The organism is Achromobacter sp. 2789STDY5608621 (assembly GCF_001299375.1).
Lineage (GTDB): Bacteria > Pseudomonadota > Gammaproteobacteria > Burkholderiales > Burkholderiaceae_B > Achromobacter > Achromobacter insuavis.
In genome coordinates, this window is the sequence record NZ_CYTU01000011.1 from 88,793 (window position 1) to 111,105 (window position 22,313).

The 22,313-nt window shown below is 66.9% G+C and carries 21 protein-coding genes; 13 read left to right on the top strand and 8 right to left on the bottom strand.

All coding sequences use genetic code 11. The annotated features are described in order from the left end of the window. Nucleotides 1–24 precede the first annotated feature (24 nt). From AOZ53_RS13480 to AOZ53_RS13500, 5 genes are all read left to right on the top strand, one after another. The gene (locus AOZ53_RS13480; RefSeq protein WP_054430878.1) at nucleotides 25–1,209 is read left to right on the top strand and encodes an MFS transporter; all 1,185 of its coding nucleotides are present in this window, start codon (nucleotides 25–27) and stop codon (nucleotides 1,207–1,209) included. A gap of 289 nt (nucleotides 1,210–1,498) precedes the next feature. Then, entirely contained in the window at nucleotides 1,499–2,020 is a 522-nt protein-coding gene (gene ssb, locus AOZ53_RS13485) for a single-stranded DNA-binding protein (RefSeq protein WP_026382027.1), read from the top strand. A gap of 780 nt (nucleotides 2,021–2,800) precedes the next feature. Then, nucleotides 2,801–3,106 (top strand): DUF4148 domain-containing protein, encoded by a 306-nt coding sequence (locus AOZ53_RS13490; protein WP_054430874.1) that lies wholly within the window; start codon nucleotides 2,801–2,803, stop codon nucleotides 3,104–3,106. 79 nt (nucleotides 3,107–3,185) lie between these two features. Further along, nucleotides 3,186–3,491, top strand: coding sequence for a DUF4148 domain-containing protein (locus AOZ53_RS13495; protein WP_054430871.1), 306 nt, complete (start codon nucleotides 3,186–3,188; stop codon nucleotides 3,489–3,491). A 130-nt stretch (nucleotides 3,492–3,621) separates the two neighbouring features. After that, a complete protein-coding gene (locus tag AOZ53_RS13500; RefSeq protein ID WP_006392006.1) occupies nucleotides 3,622–4,212 on the top strand; it encodes a TetR/AcrR family transcriptional regulator in 591 nt (196 codons plus the stop codon). 80 nt (nucleotides 4,213–4,292) lie between these two features. Here the strand turns inward: AOZ53_RS13500 and AOZ53_RS13505 are convergent, their stop codons facing one another. From AOZ53_RS13505 to AOZ53_RS13515, 3 genes are all read right to left on the bottom strand, one after another. Then, nucleotides 4,293–5,147, bottom strand: a complete 855-nt coding sequence (locus AOZ53_RS13505) for a cysteine hydrolase family protein (RefSeq protein ID WP_054474530.1) — start codon at nucleotides 5,145–5,147, stop codon at nucleotides 4,293–4,295. 312 nt (nucleotides 5,148–5,459) lie between these two features. Further along, complete coding sequence (locus tag AOZ53_RS13510) at nucleotides 5,460–6,077, bottom strand: TetR/AcrR family transcriptional regulator (RefSeq protein ID WP_054430865.1); 618 nt, start codon at nucleotides 6,075–6,077, stop codon at nucleotides 5,460–5,462. A gap of 130 nt (nucleotides 6,078–6,207) precedes the next feature. Further along, nucleotides 6,208–8,382 (bottom strand): malate synthase G, encoded by a 2,175-nt coding sequence (locus AOZ53_RS13515; RefSeq protein ID WP_054488193.1) that lies wholly within the window; start codon nucleotides 8,380–8,382, stop codon nucleotides 6,208–6,210. A gap of 237 nt (nucleotides 8,383–8,619) precedes the next feature. Between AOZ53_RS13515 and glcC the strand changes: the two genes are divergently transcribed. Beyond that, nucleotides 8,620–9,378 carry a transcriptional regulator GlcC gene (gene glcC / locus AOZ53_RS13520; RefSeq protein ID WP_054430861.1) on the top strand — a complete coding sequence of 253 codons (759 nt, stop codon included), beginning with the start codon at nucleotides 8,620–8,622 and terminating at the stop codon, nucleotides 9,376–9,378. A gap of 78 nt (nucleotides 9,379–9,456) precedes the next feature. Here glcC and AOZ53_RS13525 read toward each other — a convergent pair whose 3' ends face one another. From AOZ53_RS13525 to AOZ53_RS13545, 5 genes are all read right to left on the bottom strand, one after another. Beyond that, on the bottom strand, nucleotides 9,457–10,575 hold the full coding sequence (locus tag AOZ53_RS13525) for a saccharopine dehydrogenase family protein (protein WP_054430859.1): 1,119 nt from the start codon (nucleotides 10,573–10,575) through the stop codon (nucleotides 9,457–9,459). A 204-nt stretch (nucleotides 10,576–10,779) separates the two neighbouring features. Next, nucleotides 10,780–11,175, bottom strand: a complete 396-nt coding sequence (locus AOZ53_RS13530; protein ID WP_082385634.1) for a DUF4148 domain-containing protein — start codon at nucleotides 11,173–11,175, stop codon at nucleotides 10,780–10,782. A gap of 417 nt (nucleotides 11,176–11,592) precedes the next feature. Then, nucleotides 11,593–12,003 carry a DUF1090 domain-containing protein gene (locus AOZ53_RS13535; protein WP_054488195.1) on the bottom strand — a complete coding sequence of 137 codons (411 nt, stop codon included), beginning with the start codon at nucleotides 12,001–12,003 and terminating at the stop codon, nucleotides 11,593–11,595. 69 nt (nucleotides 12,004–12,072) lie between these two features. Then, nucleotides 12,073–12,999, bottom strand: coding sequence for a 4-hydroxybenzoate octaprenyltransferase (ubiA, locus tag AOZ53_RS13540; protein WP_054488197.1), 927 nt, complete (start codon nucleotides 12,997–12,999; stop codon nucleotides 12,073–12,075). A 100-nt stretch (nucleotides 13,000–13,099) separates the two neighbouring features. Next, on the bottom strand, nucleotides 13,100–14,302 hold the full coding sequence (locus AOZ53_RS13545; RefSeq protein ID WP_049077171.1) for an aminotransferase-like domain-containing protein: 1,203 nt from the start codon (nucleotides 14,300–14,302) through the stop codon (nucleotides 13,100–13,102). A 167-nt stretch (nucleotides 14,303–14,469) separates the two neighbouring features. On the opposite strand from AOZ53_RS13545, the gene AOZ53_RS13550 reads away from it, so the two are divergent. From AOZ53_RS13550 to AOZ53_RS13580, 7 genes are all read left to right on the top strand, one after another. Continuing rightward, on the top strand, nucleotides 14,470–14,955 hold the full coding sequence (locus AOZ53_RS13550) for a GAF domain-containing protein (RefSeq protein ID WP_054430850.1): 486 nt from the start codon (nucleotides 14,470–14,472) through the stop codon (nucleotides 14,953–14,955). Nucleotides 14,956–15,264: 309 nt separating this feature from the next. Next, nucleotides 15,265–16,158: a 4-hydroxy-tetrahydrodipicolinate synthase gene (gene dapA / locus AOZ53_RS13555; protein ID WP_054430849.1), complete on the top strand. Its 894-nt coding sequence runs from the start codon at nucleotides 15,265–15,267 to the stop codon at nucleotides 16,156–16,158. A 124-nt stretch (nucleotides 16,159–16,282) separates the two neighbouring features. Next, a complete protein-coding gene (locus AOZ53_RS13560; RefSeq protein WP_054430847.1) occupies nucleotides 16,283–17,059 on the top strand; it encodes a sterol desaturase family protein in 777 nt (258 codons plus the stop codon). Then, on the top strand, nucleotides 17,043–17,951 hold the full coding sequence (locus tag AOZ53_RS13565) for a fatty acid desaturase (RefSeq protein WP_054474526.1): 909 nt from the start codon (nucleotides 17,043–17,045) through the stop codon (nucleotides 17,949–17,951). The genes AOZ53_RS13560 and AOZ53_RS13565 overlap by 17 nt, the downstream gene beginning before the upstream one ends. A 35-nt stretch (nucleotides 17,952–17,986) precedes the next feature. Continuing rightward, nucleotides 17,987–19,927, top strand: a complete 1,941-nt coding sequence (locus tag AOZ53_RS13570) for a StlD/DarB family beta-ketosynthase (RefSeq protein WP_054474525.1) — start codon at nucleotides 17,987–17,989, stop codon at nucleotides 19,925–19,927. Continuing rightward, nucleotides 19,924–20,820: a DUF6999 family protein gene (locus tag AOZ53_RS13575; RefSeq protein ID WP_054430841.1), complete on the top strand. Its 897-nt coding sequence runs from the start codon at nucleotides 19,924–19,926 to the stop codon at nucleotides 20,818–20,820. The genes AOZ53_RS13570 and AOZ53_RS13575 overlap by 4 nt, the downstream gene beginning before the upstream one ends. Before the next feature lie 127 nt (nucleotides 20,821–20,947). Then, nucleotides 20,948–22,231: a putative Na+/H+ antiporter gene (locus tag AOZ53_RS13580; protein ID WP_054430839.1), complete on the top strand. Its 1,284-nt coding sequence runs from the start codon at nucleotides 20,948–20,950 to the stop codon at nucleotides 22,229–22,231. The last annotated feature ends 82 nt before the right edge of the window (nucleotides 22,232–22,313 follow it).

A 22,313-nucleotide genomic window follows, 5' to 3' on the forward strand; every position in this document is an offset into this window, starting at 1 on the left:
CCTCGTCATCGTTGAAAATTCCGCATGCCGGCAGACACGAAACTGAAATTGACCCCTTCCGAGCGCCGCGCCAGCGTGGCGCTGGCCGGTTTGTTCGCCGCGCGGATGCTGGGCCTGTTCCTGTTGCTGCCGGTGTTCGCCGTCGCCGCCCGCGGCCTGCCCGGGGGGGATGACCCCGCCCGCGTCGGCCTGGCGCTGGGCATGTACGGCCTGACCCAGGCATTCATGCAGATTCCCTTCGGGCTGGCCTCCGACCGCTGGGGCCGCCGGCCCGTGGTGCTGTTCGGCCTGCTGCTGTTCGTGGCGGGCAGCGTGGTCTGTGCGCAGGCCGACGACGTGTTCTGGATCACCATCGGCCGCGCCATCCAGGGCGCCGGGGCCATTTCGGCCGCCGTGACCGCCTGGCTGGCCGACGCCACCCGCGACGAGGTGCGCACCCGCGCCATGGCCATGGTGGGCGGCTCGATCGGGCTGTCGTTCGCCGCGTCGCTGGTGCTGTCGCCGGTGCTGGTGGGCTGGTGGGGCCTGTCGGGCCTGTTCTGGACCATCGCCTGTCTGGGCGTGGTCTGTCTGGCGGTGGCGCGCTGGGTGGTGCCGGTGGTGCCGCGCACCCAGGCCCGTAGCATGCAGGCCGCCAGTCCGCGCCAGGTGCTGACCCACACCGACCTGCTGCGGCTCAATTTCGGCGTGTTCGTGCTGCACCTGATCCAGGTGTCGCTGTTCGTGGTGGTGCCGGCGCTGCTGGCCAAGGTCGGCGGCCTGGATGCGCGCGAGCTCTGGAAGGTCTACCTGCCGGTGATCCTGGTGTCGTTCGTGCTGATGGTGCCGGTGGTGTTCGTCGCCGAAAAGCGCCGCGCCCACCGGGGCGCCCTGCGCGCCGCCGTGGCCGGGCTGGTGCTGGTGTGCGCGCTGCTGCCGGCCGCCAGCCATGGCTTCTACACCCTGGCGGCGGCCCTGACCGGCTTCTTCGTGGCGTTCAACGTGCTGGAGGCGCTGCAGCCTTCGCTGGTGTCGCGCGTGGCGCCGCAGGCCTACAAGGGCCTGGCGCTGGGGTTCTACAACACGGCCCAGGCCGCGGGCCTGTTCACGGGCGGCGCGCTGGGCGGCTGGGTGGCATCGCACTCCGGCGCCGGCGCGGTCTTCATCGGCGCGGCCGTGCTGGCGGCCGTCTGGCTGGCCGTGACCTGGGCGCTCAAGCCGCTGGCCTGAGCCGCCCGCCCAGCGGGCGGCGGAAAGTCGCGGATCGCGCCGCCAACGGTGCCCAACAGCGGTGAAATCGTTTCCCTGACAGGACAGCTTTGTCACGATTCCGGTTTGGCGCGGCAAGCGCTTTTCGTCGATAATAGAAGACAAACTAGGGCTTCACCGGCGTCGCCGGTCATCATTGCGGTGACCGGCGAGTTTCATGAAGCCGGTCTTCAACATCGCTTTTTATGTTGTTGCCGGCGCGCTCGCGGCAACGTGTGGCACAGGCTGTCAACAACAGAGGGACAACGGCATGGCATCGGTTAACAAAGTCATTCTCGTGGGCAACCTGGGTCGCGACCCGGAAGTCCGCTACAGCCCCGACGGGGCCGCAATCTGCAACATGTCCATCGCCACGACCTCCACCTGGAAGGACAAGGCATCGGGCGAACGCCGCGAAGAAACCGAATGGCACCGCGTGGTCATGTACAACCGCCTGGCCGAAATCGCCGGCGAATACCTGAAGAAGGGCCGCTCGGTCTACATCGAGGGCCGCCTGAAGACCCGCAAGTGGCAAGACAAGGACACCGGCGCTGACCGCTACAGCACCGAAATCGTCGCCGACCAGATGCAGATGCTGGGCGGCCGCGAAGACGGCGGCGGCGGTGGCGGCAGCTACGGTGGCGGCGGCGGTTACGACGACGCCCCGGCGCGCCAGCCGCAGCAGCGCGCCCCGGCCCAGCGCCCGGCGCCGCAGCAGCGTCCCGCGCCCCAGGCAGCGCCCGCCGGCGGCGGCGCCAACCTGGCCGACATGGACGACGATATTCCGTTCTGATCGCGTCCACGCGGCAGTTCACGAACAAAGCCCGGCAAGCCCTTGCGCTTGCCGGGCTTTGTGCCGTTTGGGCGCCGCCACGGCTGCGCTGCGGCGGGAAGCCGCTGTTTTTTCAGGGAAATCTCGCCAGCTATCCACAGGCTGTGCACAGCATTTCAACAGCTTGCCCACTGATTTTCGGGCCTTGTCCACCGCTTGTTCACAGGGTCTGCCAGACAGGTCCCTGGCGCCCTCGGGCCGGCGAGGCGGTGCCTCAACCGGCCGGATTTCGGATCCGTGCTTCGCCACCCGCCTGCAAGCCGCCCGCAGGCTGGATCTACAGGTAGCGGGAGGGCTTGCTGTCCACAGGCTGCGCACAGCATATGCACAGCTTGTGCACCGTGATTCGGGGTTTTTCCACAGCTTTTCAACAGGGGTGAAAGGGCGCATTCCGGCATCGCTGCAACGGCGTGATGTTTCCAACGGAGGCAGTGCCGCCCGCGAGGGCCGGGATCGTCCTATGCAGCCGCTGACGGACCGGCCGGAGGAGGAGGGGCTTCAGGCAGGCGCGGGGAGGAAAAGCGCAGTTCGGTGGCGTGAAATATTTAGTTTCATAAAAGCCTCTTGCGCTATCTATCTAGTAGTAGGTAAGATTCATCCATCGACGCAGCACCCAGCAACACCGCAGCGTCGCCCCAAACCAGAAATACAGTAGCACCCCTTTTTATTTGCCTTGTTATCTACCTATAAGTAGATAGTTTAAACGAAACACCCTAGCCATCGTTATCTGGAGATCACATCATGAAGACCCTCGTATCCGCCCTGATCCTGTCCGCCTCCTTCATCGGCGCCGCCCAAGCCGGCGAACTGGACTACCCGCCCGCCCTGAACACCCAAAGCACGGTGACCCGCGCCCAGGTGCAGCAAGAACTGGCTGCCGCCCGCGCCAACGGTGAACTGGCCACGACCGAAGAAGGCTACGCCGCCACCGCGTTCGCCAGCGCCAGCGACAAGAGCCGCGCCCAGGTGAAGCAGGAACTGGCCGCCGCCCGCGCCCAAGGCCTGACCGAAAGTGGCGAACTGGACTATCCGCCCGTCCAAGGCTGATTTTTTTCCCATCGAATCTATCTACAGATAGATAGCAACAACGTAATCGTGCCGTACTGATCCTTACTGGAGATCCACCATGAAGACCCTCGTATCCGCCCTGATCCTGACCGCTTCGTTCCTGGGCGCCGCCCATGCGGGTGAACTGGACTATCCGCCCGCCGTGGACACCCACAGCACGGTGACCCGCGCCCAAGTGCAGCAAGAACTGGCCGCCGCCCGCGCCAACGGCGAACTGGCCAGCGGTGAAGAAGGCTACGCCGCCACCGCCTTCGCCAGCGCCGGCGACAAGAGCCGCGCCCAGGTGAAGCAGGAACTGGCCGCCGCGCGCGCCCAGGGCCTGACCGAAAGCGGCGAACTGGACTACCCGCCCGTGCAAGGCTGAGTCCGATGACGGCCACTGCGAACCCCGGGGGGCGGGATCATTCCCGGCCGGGGTTCGCACGGTTGCATCGGATCACCGCCTAGGGATACCGCCGATGACGAACCGACCTATTAGTAGGTAATATTCAGCCATGGACACTCCGACCCCCAACACCACCCGCGACCAGCTTTTGGCCCATGCCGAAAAGCTGATCCGTACCCGCGGCTGCAACGGCTTCAGCTATCGCGACCTGGCCGAGCACGTGGGCGTGAAGACGTCCAGCATCCACTACTACTTTCCCGGCAAGGACGACCTGCTCTACGAGGCCGTCGAAGCCTACAGCGCTCGTGCCCTGGCGTCGGTGCGCAGCATCGACACCGCGCAGCCGGCCCACGCCCAGCTCGACGCCTATCTGACGATGATGGAATCGAAGGCTTGCGGCCACGGCGAACTGTGCCTGGGCGGCATGTTGGCCGCCGAAATGATGAGCCTGCCCGACCGCGTGCGCGGCGCGCTGCAGGGATTCTTCCGTGCGCACGAAGCCTGGCTCACCCGTGTATTGGCGCAAGGCGCCGAAGAGGGCACCTTGAAGTTTTCGGGCACCGCCGAAGCGGCCGGCCGGGCGGTGTTCGCCACGGTGCAGGGCTGCATGCTGGTGTCACGCCTGTTCCAGGCGCCGCCGGCCCTGTGCGAAGCGATCAGCGCCCTGTACGTCGAGTGCCAGGACAAGCCCGCCGCCTGATCCATCCGTTTTTCCAGTGCCACGGCCGCAACGCGCAAGCGTGCGGCCGTTGTGTTTTTGGCGCGGGCGGCGCGGGGGTATTACCCCAGGGCGCGCGCCATGTCCGCGCTGCTGCGCGCCTGCATGCCGAGGTCGCGCATGCGCTGCAGGAAGGCGGACTGCGCGTCGGCGAAGCCGGTGACCGGACTGATGCAGTCGGTCAGCAGCACCACGCGCGACAGGTTGCCACCCGGCAGATGTTCGGCGAGGTGCTCGACCGTGGCCTTGACGCAATGGCTGCCCGCCACGCCGGCCACGATGATGAGATCGGAGCGGTCCAGCGAGTCCAGCAGCTTGCGGTTGAGCTGGCTGCGCGGATCATCGGCATCGGGCACTTCGGCCATCAGCGCGCTGTAGTGCTCGGTCCAGGGGTTGGCGCCCTTGGGCACCTTGCGCACGATGTACTGGCTTTCTTCTTCCCAGCGGCCATAGGCGGCGCGCACGTCCGGGTGGACGTTGTGGCCCCAGGTGCCGATCTCGCAGTGCACCGGCCAGACCATCAAGGTGTAGCGGCCGCGCGTCTCCAGTTCGTCCAGATAGGACAGCGTACGCGGCAGGTCGTCGACGTGGCGGGGCAGGAAGGCGCCCGAACGCACCTGGCTGGCGGTGATGGGCGTGAAGGGCGCCACCGGGCGGCCGTCGCCGCCGCGCCAGAAGGTCGGATGGGCGATGTCGAGCCGATGGTGCGAATCCAGCGTGACGGTGACGGCCGACAGCGCGGGCGCGGCGGCATCGACGAAGCGCGCCAGCCGCTGCATGTCGGCATGCGCGCCCGGCACCGGCAACGCGGGCGCGGTGGCGCGGCCGGTCAGCGGATCGACGGGGAGATATTCCGCAGGGAGGTCGCAGAAATCGTTTTGCGGATCGATGATCAGTAGGTGAACGGAGCGCGACATGGGGGCAGTGACGGGGAGTGAATGTGAAATATAGACCGGGATGCGCGCCGCGGGCGAGCGCCACGCGCCGACCCGCCCCGGGGGCCGGCCTGCCCGCCGGTGGTCGCGCCTAGAACAGCACCAGATGGTGCGGCTGGTCCGGCAACTGGCGCAGGAGGGCGCGCCACAGCAGCCAGAAACGCGCCAGCGCCGCGATGACGACGGCCCCGCCGATGTAGAAGACCATGATCTCGTTCCTTGTCCAAAAATTCGCACGATCGTGCGAAATTATCCGAAAGAAATACCGGCCCGTGCCGGTATCCGTTGCAACGACTACGTGATGTACTGGAAGCTGCGATACGTGGAAATCAGCCGTTCGTACGCGGCCCGCACCCGTTCGCGGGCGCGCGGATCGCGCAGGAAACGGGCGTCGTGCATCAGCCCGATCATCAGGCTGTAGACCTCGAACACCAGCTGTTCCGGATCGGTGTCCGGGCGCAGGTGGCCTTCTTCCAATGCCTGGCCGACCGTGCGCACCATGGCGGCGCGCCAGCGCTTGAGGCGCTCTTCAAGCACCGCCCGCAGCGGCGACTCGACGTCGTCGAACTCGAAGGCGCCGGCCACGTAGATGCAGCCGGTCAGCAGCTCGACGTTGCAGGCGCGCTCGATCCAGAGCGTGACAAGCGCGTTCAACCGCGGCAGGCCGCGGGGCTGGGCCATGGCGGGCGTGAAGACGGCCGCCACGAAGCGGCGGTCGTATTCCTCGAGCACTGCCTGCTGCAGGGCTTCGCGCGATCCCACCCGCGAGAACACGCCGCTCTTGCTGATGCCCAGGCGCTTGGCCAATTGACCGAGCGACAGGCTTTCCAGCCCCTGGGCGGCGGCCATGTCGAGGGCCGCGTCCACAATGGCCGCGAAGGTCAGTTCGCTTTTTTCGGTCTTGGCAGTCATGTCGGAAATTTAGCACGACTGTGCGAAAAAAGCGCGATCAACGCGCCGGGTCGGGGCCGCGCACCCCAAAAAAAACCGGGCAGCCTGGGCTGCCCGGTGTCCGGGTGTTGCGCGTGCCGAGGCGGAAGACTCAGGCGCGGGCGGCCTTGAAATCCAGGCGGAACTTGTGCAGCAGCGGCTCGGTGTAGCCGTTGGGCTGGGTCAGGCCCTCGAACACCAGCGCGCAGGCGGCCTTGAACGCCAGCGAGCTGTCGAAGTGGCCCGCCATCGGCAGGTAGTGGGGATCGCCGGCGTTCTGGCCGTCCACCACCTTGGCCATGCGCTTGAAGGTCTCCATGACCTGGTCGTTGTTGGTCACGCCGTGGCGCAGCCAGTTGGCGATGTGCTGGCTGGAGATGCGCAGCGTGGCGCGGTCTTCCATGAGGCCGACGTTGTGGATGTCCGGCACCTTGGAGCAGCCCACGCCCTGGTCGATCCAGCGGACCACGTAGCCCAGGATGCCCTGCACGTTGTTGTCCAGTTCCTGCTGGATGTCGGCGGCGGACCACTTGCTGCGGTCGCCCACCGGCACCGTCAGCAGGCCGGCCAGCAGTTCGTCGCGCACGCTGTCGAGCTTGGTGCGCTCGAGTTCCTGCTGGACTGCCTGCACGTCCACCTGATGGTAGTGCAGCGCGTGCAGCGTGGCGGCGGTGGGAGAGGGCACCCAGGCCGTATTGGCGCCGGCCTTGGGATGGGCGATCTTCTGTTCGAGCATGGCGGCCATCAGGTCGGGCATGGCCCACATGCCCTTGCCGATCTGCGCGCGGCCGCGCAGGCCGGCGTCCAGGCCGACCAGCACGTTGTTGCGCTCGTAGGCGGTGATCCAGGCGGTGGACTTCATGTCGCCCTTGCGCAGCATGGGGCCGGCTTCCATGCTCGAATGCATTTCGTCGCCGGTGCGGTCGAGGAAGCCCGTGTTGATGAACGCCACGCGCGACGCCGCGGCCTGGATGCAGGCCTTCAGGTTGATGCTGGTGCGGCGCTCTTCATCCATGATGCCCATTTTCAGGGTGTTGCGCGGCAGGCCCAGCAGGTCCTCGACGCGATCGAACAGCTCGCTGGCGAACGCGGCCTCGACCGGGCCGTGCATCTTGGGCTTGACGATGTAGACCGAGCCGGTGCGCGAGTTGAGCTTGCGCTCGCGATCCTGCAGCGCCGCCAGGCTGGTGACCACGGCGTCGAGGATGCCCTCGGGGATCTCCTGGCCGTCGCGGTCCAGCACCGCCGGGTTGGTCATGAGGTGGCCGACGTTGCGCACGAACATCAGCGAGCGGCCATGCAGCGTCAGCGCCGAGCCGTCCGGACGCGTGTACTGGCGGTCCGCGTTGAGCTTGCGGGTGAAGGTCTTGCCGCCCTTGGTGACGTCCTCGGTCAGGTCGCCCTTCATCAGGCCGAGCCAGTTGCGGTAGATGTGGACCTTGTCTTCGGCGTCGACCGCGGCGACCGAGTCCTCGCAATCCATGATGGTGGTCAGCGCGGCCTCGACCAGCACGTCCTTGACGCCAGCGGCATCGGTGGCGCCGATGCTGTGGGCGCGGTCGACCTGGATCTCGAAATGCAGGCCGTTGTTCTTGAGGAGGATGGCCGTGGGCGCGCTGGCGTCGCCCTGGTAGCCGGTGAACTGCGCCGGCGTCTTGAGCGTGGTGGCGCCGCTGGCCAGCGCGATCTTCAGCTGGCCGTTCTCGACCGTGTAGCCGCGGGCGTCGGCGTGCGAGCCCTGCGCCAGCGGCGCGGCGGTATCGAGGAACTGGCGGGCGCGGGCGATGACGGCGCGGCCGCGCTCGGGGTTGTAGCCGGCGCCGTTGTCGCCCGGCGTGGCGGGAATCGCGTCGGTGCCGTAAAGGGCATCGTACAGGCTGCCCCAGCGCGCGTTGGCCGCGTTCAGCGCATAGCGCGAGTTGGACATCGGCACGACCAGCTGCGGACCGGCCTGTTGCGAGATTTCGGTATCGACGTGGTCGGTGGTGGCGCGCACCGAGGCCGGCTGCGGCAGCAGGTAGCCGATGCCTTCCAGGAACTGGCGGTAGGCCGCCGGATCGGCGATCGGGCCCGGATGGGCGCGATGCCAGGCGTCGAGTTCGGCCTGCAGGCGGTCGCGCTCGGCCAGCAGGGCGCGGTTCTTGGGCGCCAGGTCATGCACCAGGGCCGCGAATCCCTTCCAGAACGCGTCGGCATCCAGGCCGGAGCCGGGCAACGCTTCCTTTTCGATGAACTGGCTGAGATTGGCCGCCACTTGCAGGCCGTGGTGCTGGGTGCGTTGAGTCATGCGGATCTCTGACGGTAGTAGGTCTGGGCGGCGCGGGCGCCGGGCGAATCGGTCCTGACATCATCGTTCGCACCCGACCCAAAGTCCATATCAAAAACCGCTGGTCATACCAGTTTATTTGGCGGCGGTCCGGCAAACATCGTTTTTTTATGGTTCTATATCAGTAACTTACAAAGGCAGGGAGCGACGGACCAAGGATGGCGGCGGCATGGTCATACCACTGGTCTGGAGAACGCAATGCACGCGGAAACTGAAGCGAAACCCCGCCAGGTGGCGGACGAGGTGGCGGAGCGCATCGAGCGCCTGATCCTGGACGGCGTCCTGAAGGCCGGCCAGGCCTTGCCATCGGAACGGCGGCTCACGGAAAAACTGGGCGTGTCGCGCACCGCGCTGCGCGAAGGGCTCAAGCTGCTGCGCGCGCGCGAGATCATCCATACCTCGCAGGGCAAGGGCTCGTTCGTGGCCCGCATCTCGAAGGTGGACGCCGGGCCGCTGATGCATCTGTTCAATTCGCAGCCGCGCACGCTGTATGACCTGCTGGAAGTGCGCTCGCTGCTGGAGGCGGATTCGGCGCGGCTGGCGGCCTTGCGCGGCACCGAGGCCGATTTCATCATGATCCGTCGGCGCTACGACGATATGGTGAACACGCAGGCCGCGGACACCGCCACGCACGCGCACCTGGATCATGCCTTTCACCTGGCCATCTGCGAGGCCTCGCACAATCCGGTGCTGGTGCACACGCTGCAGTCGCTCAACGACCTGATGCTCGGTTCGGTGTTCGCCTGTGTGAACAACCTGTACCACCGCGAGCCCGAAAAGCGCCAGATCGACAAGCAGCACGCGCGGCTCTTCAATGCGGTGATCGGCCGCCAGCCGGAGCAGGCGCGCCGCGCCGCGGCCGACCACGTCGACAGCGTGCGGCAGAACCTGGCCGAGATCGAACAGGAAGAGCAGCGTTTGGTGCGGGCGACGCTGCGCCTGGAAGGGTGGACCTGAACGCGACCGCGCGGATCGGGGCGGCGGACGGGCCGACAGCCGGCCCGCTGCGCGATGATGCCGCGCGCGTCGCCGGGCTCAGCGGTCTTCGGTCACGGCGCCGGCCAGGGCCAGCGGCTTGCCCGCATAGACGCGGCCAAAGCGGTTGGCCAGCAAGGCCTCCAGCGAGATCTGCTCCTGGCCCACGAAGCCGCGCTGCGGCAGCACCTGGTGGGCAACGAGATCCAGCGCCGCGCAAATGCCGGCCGCGGTCGACAGCTGGATGGCGCTGAGCCGGTGACCGTCGACGTCGGCGCCGAACACGCGGATGGGATAGGACTCTTCCTCCAGCCGGCCGTGACGGTGGCCCGAGGCTTGCGCCTGGATGACGATGACATCCTGCTCGGTGGTGGGAATCGCGGTCTCGAAGATGTCCTTGAGCAGGTCGCGACGATCGCGCAGGCGCAGGTCATTGAGCAGCAGCTTCATCAGGTTGCAGTGCCCGGGATAGCGCACCGACTTGTAGTCCACGTTGCGGGCGCGTCCCAGCAAGGTCGCCGGCAAGGTGCCCAGGCCGCCCGAGGTGTTGAAGGCCTCGTACTCGACCCCATCCAGCGCGAAGGTCTCGTAGCCTTCGAGCGCCGGCACGCTGGTCAATTGGCCGTCGACGATGGCCTCGCACGGATTGCAGTATTCGTTGATCAACCCTTCCGTGCTCCAGGTCAGGTTGTAGCGCAGGCTGTTGGACGGGTAGCGCGGCAATGCGCCCACGCGCATGCGCAGGTCCAGCAGGGTGTCGAAGCGTCGCGCCAGCGCATTGCCGACGATGCCGATGAAGCCCGGCGCCAGGCCGCACTGCGGCATCAGCACCGCGCGGGCGTCGCTGGCCAACGCCTGGATGGCATGGGTGCTGGCGACGTCTTCGGTCAGGTCGAAATAGTGCACGCCGGCCTGGGCGCACAACTGCGCGACCGCGATGGCGCGATGGAACGGCAGGGCGTTGACCACCGCGTAGCGGCCCTCGATGCAGCGGGCCAGCGATGCGTCGTCGCTGATCTGGCGCGTCTCGCAACCCAATTCCGCGACAACGCGCAGCCGCGCCGGATCCTGGTCGGCCACCAGGACCGAATAGTCGCCGCTGCGCTCGAGCATCAGGGCGATGGCGAAACCGATTTTGCCGGCGCCCAGGAGGAGGATGGGCTTGGGGGAGGGGGACATGGTGCGGCTCCTGCATAGAGGGGGATGGGTTGGCCTCATCCTATGCGCGGGCGCTGTCGATTTGTAGATAGCAAAGCGTCGTAACGGCTGTAAGTAACGTCGTTATGACTTAATTGAAGATCGAAACGTCAAAAAGAAAAGCCCCCCGGGTGAGGCCGGAGGGCTTTGGGGGCGATTGCCGGGCCTGGAAGCCAGGCCGTGCAATCAGCTGCCCATGGGGGGGTAGTCCATGTTGCCGAAGGTGACCAGGCCTTCCGCCTTGGCTTGGGCCAGTTCGGTCTGGACCTGGCTGCGGCTCAGCGACGTGGTGCTGGCGGCGTGGGCGACGGGCGGGTAGTCCATGTTGCCGAAGGTGACTTCACCGGCATTCTTGGCCTGGGCCAGTTGGTCCTGCACTTGCTGCGAGGTCAGGCTCGACTTCGAGGCGATAGCGGCGGGGTAGCCTTCTTCGCCGAAGGTGTATTGGCCGGAAACCTTGGCTTGTTGCAGTTCGGCTTGAACCTGGGCGCGCGTCGGGCCTTGGTCGGCTTCAGCGGCTTGGGCGCCAGCGGCGGCCAGAACGGACATGGACAGCATCAAAGCGGTAGCAAGGGTTTTCATAGCAGACCTCCATATGTCTTGAGCTTGGGATCCGATCCTCTGGCCTGATTGCCGGGGGTCGCTTGCTGTGTCCCGATGAGATGCATTCTCGGCCCAAATAACCCTGGGATAAACCCTTATTACCTGAAAACATCTTTCCAAAATGAATACTAATCGGCTGGGAACTTACCAAATGGCACCATAGGTGGCGATATTTCCATTTGATGACGCAATAGGTAGTGGTTGGCGGCATTGGCCGCGGACGAGAGGGGCGGGGTAGGTTTCCGGCCCGCGGGGCAGGCAGCGGGCGTGCGCTCGCAAGCCGCGTCTCGGCAGGCGAGAGACGGGCGATAAAAAAAGGCGGTGCGGGGAGGCGCGGCGCGGAACCTGCCCCCTGGAGCGCGGGGCTCCGGGGGCGGATACGGCAAGGGGAAGGGGTCAGCGGTTCAGGTCGGCCAGCGCGGCGTCGTATTCGGTGCGGGCTTCGTCCAGCTTGCGCTGGGCCTTGTCGATCTTTTCCTGCTTGCCCTTGGCGCGAGCGGCCTTGAGCTCGTCTTCGCGCTCGGACACCTTGTTCTGCTTGTCGCGCACGTCGGCTTCGCGTTGCGATTGCAGGCGGCTGTCGGTGCAGTAGGCCTTGGCCTCTGCCAGCGCCTTCTGCAAGCCAGCCACCCGGTGCGTGTTGCCGTGGGCGCGCGCATACGTGATTTCGTTTTCGAGATGGCAGAACTTGGCAGCGCAGCCGCGCTGGGCCGAGCAATCGGTGGTGGCCTGGGCGTGGGCCGGCAGGGCGCCGAGCAGGGCACTGGCCGAAGCAAAGGCCAGCAGGGTTTTCGTCAGAGCGGACATCGGTGTCTCCGTAAAGCGTGTCGGAACGGCCATCATCTCCCAAGCATGGCGCGTCCGCAATGCGCCGGATCAGCCGATCAGGGTGCCCGCGAGCGCCGCCGCGACCAGGATCGCGCCCAGCCAGAGGTTGGCGCGGAACAGCATGAAGTTGCGGTCGGGACGCTGGATGTCGAACACCTTCAACTGCCACGCCAGGTGCACGCCGATCGCCGCCATGCCGACGTAATAGGCCCACGACATGCCGATGGCATAGCCGCCCCAGGCCCACAGGATCACGGTGGCCAAATAGAAGCCGCCGATCCACAATTTGCCCTGGTCGCCGAAGCGCATGGCCGTGGAATGCAGGCCCAGGCTGCGGTCATCGCGCACATCGACGTAGGCGTAGATGCTGTCGTAGCCCACCTGCCACAGCACCGCGCCGAACCACATCGCGATGGCGGCCAGGGACACGTGGTTCTGCGTATCCGACCAGGCCATCAGCATGCCCCAGTTGAAGCAGATGCCCAGGACGACCTGCGGCCAATAGGTGACGCGCTTGCACAGCGGATAGATGAAAACGAACGGCAAAACGGCCAGCGCGAGCCAGCGGCTCATGCCATTCAGGAAGAAAAGCAGCGAGCCGCAGACCACCAATTGGCCAAATAAAAACCAGACCGCATTACGCATGCTGAGCTGGCCGCTGGTCAACGGACGGAAGCGGGTGCGTTCGACGTGCTTGTCGAAGTCGCGGTCGCACATGTCGTTGACGGTGCAGCCGATGCCGCGCATCAGCAGCGCGCCCAGCGAGAACACCACCAGGCGTTGCAGGTCGGGCAGGCCGCCGGCGGCCTGGATCAGGGCGGCGATACAGGGCAGCAGCGTCAGCCAGGTGCCGATGGGGCGGTCGAGCCGGCACAGCCGGGCGTAGGGGCGCCACGATTTGGGCAGCCAACGTTCGACCCAGTCGGTGAAAACAATGTCGCTGAGGTCGACGGGAGAGGGTTGCGGAGCGCTCACTGTCACGGCGAAAGAAAAGGGAGGAAAGCCGACAGCATAAAACAACGGCCGGGCATCGCGCCCGGCCGTGGGACCGTCAAGCCTGGTCAGGACCCGGTTTTCAGGCCGTGTATTCCTTGAGCAGCTTGCCCAGGATGGCGATGCCGGTGCGGATCTTGTCTTCCGGCACGGTGGCGAAGCTCAGGCGCAGCGTGTTGGCGCGGCCGGCGCCGCTGTAGAACGGCGCGCCCGGCACGAACGCGACGTTCTGGGCGATGGCCTTTTCCAGCAGCTTGGTGCTGTCGATGTGCTCGGGCAGCGTCACCCAGATGAACATGCCGCCTTCGGGCTTGGTCCAGCTGACGGTGGCGGGGAATTCGCGCGCGATGGCGTCCAGCATGCAGCTGCCCTGGGCGCGGTAGATCTCGCGCACGTTGGGCAGGTGCTCTTCGAGGAAGCCGTCCTTGACGATTTCGTACACGGCCATCTGGGTCAGCGTGGGCGTGTGCAGGTCGGTGGCCTGCTTGGCCTGCACCAGCTTGTTGATCAGCGGACGGGCGGCGGCGATGTAGCCCAGGCGCAGGCCGGGGGCCAGCACCTTGGAGAACGTGCCCAGGCGCACGACGTTGGCGCCGTATTCGGCGGCCAGGGCGATCAGGCCCGGTTGCGGTTCGCCGGCGTAGCGCAGTTCACCGTAGGGATCGTCTTCGATGATGGTCAGGCCGAGCTCGGCGGCGCGCTTGACCAGCGCGATGCGGCGTTCCAGGCTGAGGGTTCGGCCGGTCGGGTTCTGGAAGTTGGGCAGCGCGTACAGGAAGCGGGCGCCAGCGGCCAGCTCGGGCGTGATGGCCTCGGGGATCAGGCCGCCGTCATCGGTGGGCACCGGCACGTACTTGGGCTGGTACAGGCTGAACGATTGCAGGGCGCCCAGGTAGCTGGGGTCTTCGACCAGCACCTTGCTGTCCTTGTCGACCAGCACCTTGCCCAGCAGGTCCAGCGCCTGCTGCGAGCCGGACACGATCAGGACCTGGTCGGCGGCGACATTGGCGCCGGCGCGGTTCAGGTCGTCGGCGACCCATTGGCGCAGCGGCGCGTAGCCTTCGGTGGGACCGTACTGCAGGGCGGCGCGGCCGTTGGTGGACAGTACCTTGTCGAATGCCGCACGCACCACTTCTACCGGGAAGCCGCCGGGCGCCGGCAGGCCGCCTGCGAACGAAATGACTTCGGGGCGCTCGGTGACCTTGAGGATCTCGCGGATCGCGGAGCTGGTGAGTTGCAGGGCGCGTTCGGAAAATGCGAACGTCGGTTCGAGAGGCTTGTCCATGGTTTGCTTCTTAATCAAGAAGGGGGTGACGGGGTGATGACAACGGCGCGGTAAAGACGTTACTGCGTAAACTATTGTCCCACAGCGTGGCAAGGCGGCCCCTTTATCGTGGGCAGCCCCTAAAATCACTTGCATCGATAATCGCCTGTACAGTTACATTTAGATATATGTTTGAAGCCGCCCCGATCACCGCCGATTCCAAGGCCGCGCTGTACGCCGAACTGGCCAAGCAGGCCCGCGCCCTGCTGGACGGCGAGCACGACCGCATCGCCAATGCCGCCAACCTGAGCGCGCTGGCCTACCAGGCGCTGCCCGACCTGAACTGGGTCGGGTTCTACCTGTTTGACGGCACCGAGCTGGTGCTGGGCCCGTTCCAGGGCAAGCCGGCCTGCGTGCGCATTCCGCTCAATCGCGGCGTGTGCGGCGCGGCCGCCAGCCAGCGCCAGACGCAGCTGGTGCCGGACGTGCACGCGTTCCCCGGCCACATCGCCTGCGACGCGGCCTCGCGTTCCGAGATCGTGGTGCCGCTGGTGCACCGGGGCGAGTTGATCGGCGTGTGGGACGTGGACAGCCCGGTGCCGGACCGCTTCGACGAAGACGATCGCCAGGGCATGGAAGCGCTGTGCGCGATCTTCCTGGCCAGCCTGCGTTGACAGCGTGGCGGCGGCCCGGTAGATTTGCGCATCGGTCGCTCGCGGCCGGTTTCAACCCTTTATTCCATTCATGATTCCTCAGGCCCTCCAGTCCGCTTTCCTGTTCCGCGCCCTCGGCGTGGCGACGGTTTGCGCCGGCCTGAAATCCAAAAAACAGCCGCTCATCTGACCGGAGCATGCTGTTCCGTCAGATGGGCGACGGAACAGCGGCCTCACGGCGGCGCCACGGCGCCTTCGCGCGCACCCCCCTAGTATCCCGAGCACTTCTGTACGGTCCAACCACGGTCCGCTTACACCGAAGGAGTGTTCATGCAAACTCATCAATCCCCGTTCCAAGGCGTCTGGATTCCCCTGGTGACGCCGTTTTCCGGCGGCGCCGTCGATGGCGGGGCCTTGCGCCGCCTGGTGCGCCATTTCAAGGCCGCGGGCGTCGACGGCCTGGTCGTCTGCGGCAGCACGGGCGAAGCCGCGGCGCTCGATGACGCCGAGCAACTGGCGGTGCTGGACGCCGTGCTGAACGAGGCCGGCGCCATGCCGGTGGTGATGGGCCTGGCGGGCAATCACCAGGGCCACGTGCTGCAGCGGCTGGCCGCGTTCGGCACCCGGCCGCTGGCCGGCATCCTGGCGCCGGCGCCATACTACGTGCGCCCGGGCCAGGACGGCGCGGCCGCCTATTTCCGCAGCCTGGCCGATGCCTCGCGCTTTCCCCTGGTGCTGTACGACATTCCCTATCGCACAGGCACAACGCTGGAGACCGCGACATTGCTGTCGCTGGCCGCGCATCCGAACATCGCCGCGATCAAGGACTGCGGCGGTTCGCTCGACAAGACCCTGGCGCTGATCGCCGACGGCAACATGAACGTGCTGGCGGGCGAGGACCTGCAATCGCTGTCGCTGCTGTGCCTGGGCGGCAGCGGCCTGATCGCGGCGGCCGCGCATATCCGTCCCGATCTGTTCGTGGCCATGCACCAGGCGGTGCGGGCGCAGCAGCTGGACCTGGCGCGCAGGCTGTTCCAGGCGCTGGCGCCGGTGATCCAGCTGGCCTTCGCCGAACCCAACCCGGGACCGGTCAAGGCACAGCTGGGGCGCCAGGGGCTGCTCAGCGACGAGCTGCGCGAACCCATGCCGGCCGCCAGCGCGGCGCTGGCGCGGCGCATGGACGCGGCGGTAGCGGGCCTGAACCGGCAGTTTCCCTGCCAATAGCGGGAAGTTGCGCCCGGGCGCGGCAGCTTTGTGGCGCCCGGATTCATTTGGTAATAAATGTCTCACCGCGAGGCTGACGGATTGCTTATGATGCGGCCATTCTCCGGGGTGAAACAAAACGTTCATGGCCCAAGCTTTTGTCGCGTTGTCCGCCTGGCAGGTCATGCTGGCGGGCCTGCTGTTCTTCGGCGGCATCTACCTGCTTTTCGGCGCGGCCACCTGGCTGCTGACCCAGCGCATCCTGCCGGCGCTGGGCATCGGCCGGCCGCTCGATCCGCGGCCGCTGGCGCCGGGCCAGTTGCGCCGCGAGTTCACGCAGTCGGGCGTGTCGATCCTGCTGTTCGGCACCGGCATGATCTTTCCCTGGGGCCTGCTGCAGCTGGGCTGGGCGCACCTGGATCCGGATGCCAGCTGGCAGAAAATCACGCTGGAGATCCTGGCCCTGGTGGCCTGGAACGACGTGCATTTCTGGATCAACCACCGGCTGCTGCACACCAAGCTGCTGCGCCGTTTCCACCTGCCGCACCACCGCTCGGTGGTGACCACGCCGTTCTCGACCTACAGCTTCCATCCGATCGAGGCGCTGATGCTGGGCAACGTCATCATGCTGCCGATGGTGCTGCATGATTTCAGCTTCTGGTCGCTGGCGTCGGTGCCGCTGTTCAGCCTGTTCTTCAACTGCATCGGCCACGCCAACTACGACTTTTTTCCCAACGTGTCGTATTCGCACTGGTTCGCCGCGAGCCGCCGGCATCACCTGCACCACGCCTGCTACAACGGCAATTTCGGTTTCCAGTTCACCTTCATGGACCGCCTGTTCCGCACCCGGCTGAAGGCCGAGGCGGCGACGTCCCAGCTGGAGGCTTTCCGGCAGCGAGAATCGATTGGCGGACGGGCTTAGCAAGAGGCGCCGGCTGCCCGCGCTGCGCAACCGGCGCGATTGGCAGAGCCTGGCCTACCTGGCCGCGCTGCCCGCCCTGGCGGCGTGGCAGTGGCTGCACGGCTTCTGGTGGCCGCTGTATGCGTTGATGTTGTTCCTGACGCTGGGCATCGGCGTGATCCATCACAACCACACGCACATCCGCATGTGGCATGGCCGCTGGGCCAATCGCGCCACCGATTTCTGGATCACGCTGCTGCAGGGGCATCCCACCTTCGTGTTCTATCCGGCGCACGTGGCCAACCATCACCGCTTCAAGCACGGCGCGCGCGACGTGGCGCGCACCTATCGCTTCGGCGGCGACACCAATCACCTGTGGGGCTACCTGATCCATCCGGCGCAGGCCGTGTGGGTGCTGTATCCGCTGTTCTTCGCCTGGCTCGGGCGGCTGCGCCGCCACTGGCCGGGCGCCTGGCGCTATTGCCTGTGCCAGTACGGCGCCTGGCTGGGGCTGTGGGGCGGCCTGCTGGCGATCAATCCGGTCAAGGCGCTGGTGTTCGTCATCATTCCGCAACTGCATGGCCTGCACTGGCTGCTGGCCACCAACTACCTGCAGCACGCGCACGCCGATGGCGGGCCGCGCGCCGTCGCGGGCCTGAACTACGCCCGCAATTTCGAAGGGCTGGTCAATCCGCTGCTGTTCAACATCGGCCTGCACACCGCGCATCACGAGAGTCCGCGCGCGCACTGGTCCGAACTGACCCGGTTGCACCGCGACCATTACCGGGCCCGCGTGACGCCCGCGCTGAACGAAGGCGGCCTGACGCCGTACATGTTCCGCGTGTTCGTGCTGGGCACCTTCCTGCCGCGCTTTCGCAGCCGCTCGTGCATGGCGCCCGAGCACGTGCGCTAGCGCCGCAACCCCATACCTGCCACTAGAGACCCGCCATGCCTATCGCGTTCAATCGTGTTTACCTGGAAAGCGCCGGCTATTTCATGCCGGGCGAACCCGTGTCCAACGAGGCCATGGACAGCTACATCGCGCCGCTGAACCGCATGTCCAGCCGCATCAAGAGCCGCATCCTGGCCGAGAACGGCATCAAGCAGCGTTACTACGCGATCGATGCCGAGGGTTCCACCGTTTTCACCAACGCGCAGCTGGCCGCCAACGCCATCCGCGATTGCCTGCGGCGCAATGACGGCGACCTGGCGGACGTGTCGCTGCTGACCAGCGGCTCGTCGGGCGGCGATGCGTTGATGCCGGGCTTTGCCAACATGATCCAGGGCGAGCTGGCCGCGCATCCGATGGAGACGCTGTCGGTGCACGGCATCTGCGCCGCGGGCGTGTCGGCGATCCAGGTGGCTGCGCAGGGCGTCGAGATGGGCGGCCACGCCAGCGCGCTGGCGGTGGCGGCCGAGTTGCCGTCGCGCCTGTTCAAGCGCTCGCGCTTTGCCGCGCGTGGTTATGACGCCGACTTCGATGCGCATTTCCTGCGCTGGATGCTGTCGGACGGCGCTGGCGCGCTGCTGCTGGGACGCGGCGGCCGGCCGCTGCCGGGCGCCTCCAAGGGCGTGCGGCTGCGCCTGAAGTGGGTGCACCAGCGTTCGTTCTCGGGCGACTATCCGGTCTGCATGCAGTTGGGCTTGTCGGCCGACCGGCAGAAGGGCCACCTGGACTATCCGTCGTGGAACGAGGCCGAGGCCGATGGCGCGCTGTCGCTGCGCCAGGACATCCGCCTGCTGCCGCATCTGTTCGACATCGGCATCCACGAGTACGCCAAGCTGGTGCGCGACGGCTGGCTGGATCCGGATCAGGTCGACCATTTCCTGTGCCATTACTCGTCCGAGAAATTCATTCCGGTGGTCGAGGACCTGATGGAGAAGGCCGGCCTGGTGATCCCGCGCGAGCGCTGGTTCAGCAACCTGGCCTGGCGCGGCAACACCGGCGCGGCGTCGATCCTGATCATGCTGGCCGAGTTCCTGGAAACGCGCGAGATCAAGCCGGGCGAGCAGATCTTCTGCTACATCCCCGAGTCGGGCCGCTTCATGGCGGCCTACATGTTGCTGGAAGCCGAGGCGGCGCATGAGGCCGCGCCGTCGGTGGCCGTGGTGGGCGCCACGCCGGCCGCGGCCGCGGCCGGGCGCGAGGACGCGCACAGCGCCGATGCCGACGCCATCGCGCCGCCGCACGATCCGGACATGGCGCCGCAGGGCCTGGGCCAGCTGCTGACCGAACTGGCGGCGATCTGGCACGACTACCGCTCGCGCGTCTGGCGCACGCCGGTGGTGCGGCGCCTGCGCAACCGCCGCTTCGAGACCGCCGACTACCTGAACTGGATGGAGAACTGGATCCCGCAGGTGCGCGAGGGCAGCAAGTGGATGCGCGAAGGCGCGGCCTCGCTGACCGAGCAGTACCAGCCGCTGGCCGCGCTGATCGACATGCATGCCGGCGAGGAGCAGAACGATTTCCAGATCCTGTTCCAGGACTACCGCACGGCCGGCGGCGCCATCGACAGCATCGACGCGCTGCGCCGCAACCCCGGAGGCGAGGCGCTCAACGCCTATCTGCACAGCCTGGCCGCCACGCGCGACCCGATCGGCCTCCTGGGCGCCATCTACATCATCGAGGGCACCGGCCAGCGCATCGTGCCGGCCCTGCTGCCGCTGCTCAAGGCCAGCCTGAAGCTGCCGCCGGACGCCTTCCGCTTCCTGGAATACCATGGCCACAACGACGAGAACCACCTGGCGCGCTGGCTGACGGCGGTGGAACTGGCGCTGGACTGCGACGAGGACGGCCGCGCCGAGCAGCGCATCGTCGACACCGCGCGCCGCACGGCCGCGCTGTACCTGATGCAGTTTCATCACGTGATGGAGGATGACGCCGCATGAACAAGGAACCGGAATTCCTGGCCAAGGGGCACGATCCCGCCGATCCGAGCCCCTGGCTGGCGCTGTACCTGGATCGCAGCACGCCGCTGCCGGACAAGGTCAAGAAGGCCTGGCTGACCGATTCGAGCTGCGGCTCGCGCCAGTACCTGCTGCCGTTCCTGCGGCCGCTGGCGCGCGCTTTCATCATCCTGATCCAGGTCATCAAGACCTTCCTGCCGCGCCGCTGGTCGCATTCGCGGCTGCTGCACCGCATCCTGGCGTGGGGCCTGAAGCGCTTCGTGTCGCCCGAGGCCAACTGGCTGATCCTGCGGCATTTCCACCTGGGCGCGCAGATCCTGGCGTTCATCGCGGCCAATTCGCCGGTGCGCGTGGCCACCACGCCGCTCGAGCCGATGGAGATCGACGATCTCAAGGACGAGCTGTTCGTCAAGCACGACCTGAACCTGTTCAACTTCGTGATCCGGCTGAACCAGGCGCTGCGCGACGCCGGCGTGGAGATGCATGCGCCCGAGCGCGTCGACTTCTCGATGATCCGCGACCCGGGTCTCAAGCTCGAGGACATGCCGCAGGGCAGGCTGAATTTCCTCGACCTGCAGAGCGCCATCGAACTGTTCACGCCGCTCTACCAGCTGATGCTGACCGACAACGACTTCTGGCGCGCGGCCAACTCGCTGCAGCTGGACGAGACCATCGGCATCTACGCGGCCAAGCTGCTGGGCGCGCCGCAGCACCTGATTCTGGTCAACAACAGCCATCCGCTGGTGCCGATGTCGACGCTGCGCGCCGGCTACCGGCTGGTGCTGCACGGCCTGTCTACCGAGATGCTGCACAGCCTGCTGATGGAGATGCGGGACGCGCAGCAGGGCGGCGAACCGCCGGCGCCGATCGCCTGAAAAACGGGTGGATCCTGGCGTTGTCCCTATAGGGCGGGTCGAGGTCGCTACGCTATAGTGCGACCCTTGTCCGCCGATTCGGGGCCGCGTGCGCGTGACCCGGATTCCCATTCCGGAAGCGCTTTCGATGCCCCAGTCCATAGAAGTCATTGCCACACTCCTGTTCGTCGTGGCGGTGTTGCACACCTTCTCCGTTCCCGTGTTTGCGCGGTTGGCCCATCGCGGCGGCCCGCACGCCGGCTTCTGGCACCTGCTGGCCGAGGTCGAGGCGGTGTTCGGCGTGTGGGCGTTCGCCCTGATCGTGGCGATGGCGGCGCTGTCGGGGCCGTCCGCGGCCATCGGCTACATGGACACGCGCAACTTCACCGAACCGCTGTTCGTGTTCACCATCATGGTGGTGGCGGCCAGCCGGCCGATCCTGGAGCTGGTGGGCCTGCTGGTGCGCGCCACGGCGCGCGTGCTGCCGCTGCCGCGGGAGCTGGCAACGTTCTTCGTGGTGATGTCGCTGGTGCCGCTGGGCGGCTCGTTCATCACCGAGCCGGCGGCCATGACGCTGGCGGCCATCCTGCTGCGCGACGCCTATTTCCGCAGCAGCGGGCGCGCCGGCTTCAAGTACCTGACGCTCGGCGTGCTGTTCGTCAACGTCTCCATCGGCGGCGTGCTGACCTCGTACGCGGCGCCGCCGGTGCTGATGGTGGCGTCCACCTTCGGCTGGGACTCGGCCTTCATGGCGCAGCATTTCGGCTGGCGCGCGGCGGTGGCGGTGTGCCTGAACGCGGGCCTGCTGACCTTCATCTGCCGCAAGGCGCTGCTGGAGCGCTCGGTGGGCACGGGCGGCGGGGTCGACGCGCCGGACGGCAAGGACAACCGCCCGCCGGTGCCGGCGCTGGTGATGCTGATCCACCTGGTGTTCCTGGTGGCGGTGGTGCTGAGCGCGCATCATCCGGCGATCTTCCTGGGCCTGCTGATGATGTTCATCGGTTTTGCCGAGGCCTACAAGCGCCACCAGAACCGCCTGCTCATCAAGGAGGGGCTGATGGTGGGTTTCTTCCTGGCGGGCCTGGTGGTGCTGGGCGGCCTGCAGAAGTGGTGGCTGCAGGACCTCTTGGGCGGCCTGGAGCCGTTCGTGCTGTTCTGGGGCGCGACCGCCCTGACGGCGATCACCGACAACGCCGCGCTGACCTACCTGGGGTCGCTGGTGGAAGGCACCAGCGAGGCCTGGCGCTACATGCTGGTGGCGGGCGCGGTGACGGGCGGCGGCCTGACGGTGATCGCCAACGCCCCGAATCCGGCCGGTTTCGCCATCCTGAAGAATCATTTCCCGGACGGCAGCATCTCGTCCGGACGGCTGTTTTTGTCCGCCCTGGGGCCGACGCTGGTGGCCGCCCTGATGTTCCTGCTGCCCGTCTGACGGAGCGGGGCGCGCACCCCCGCCGGAGCCCCGGGGCGCCCCGTCGCGGGGGTGCCGCCGGCCTTTCATGAAAAACCGCTAA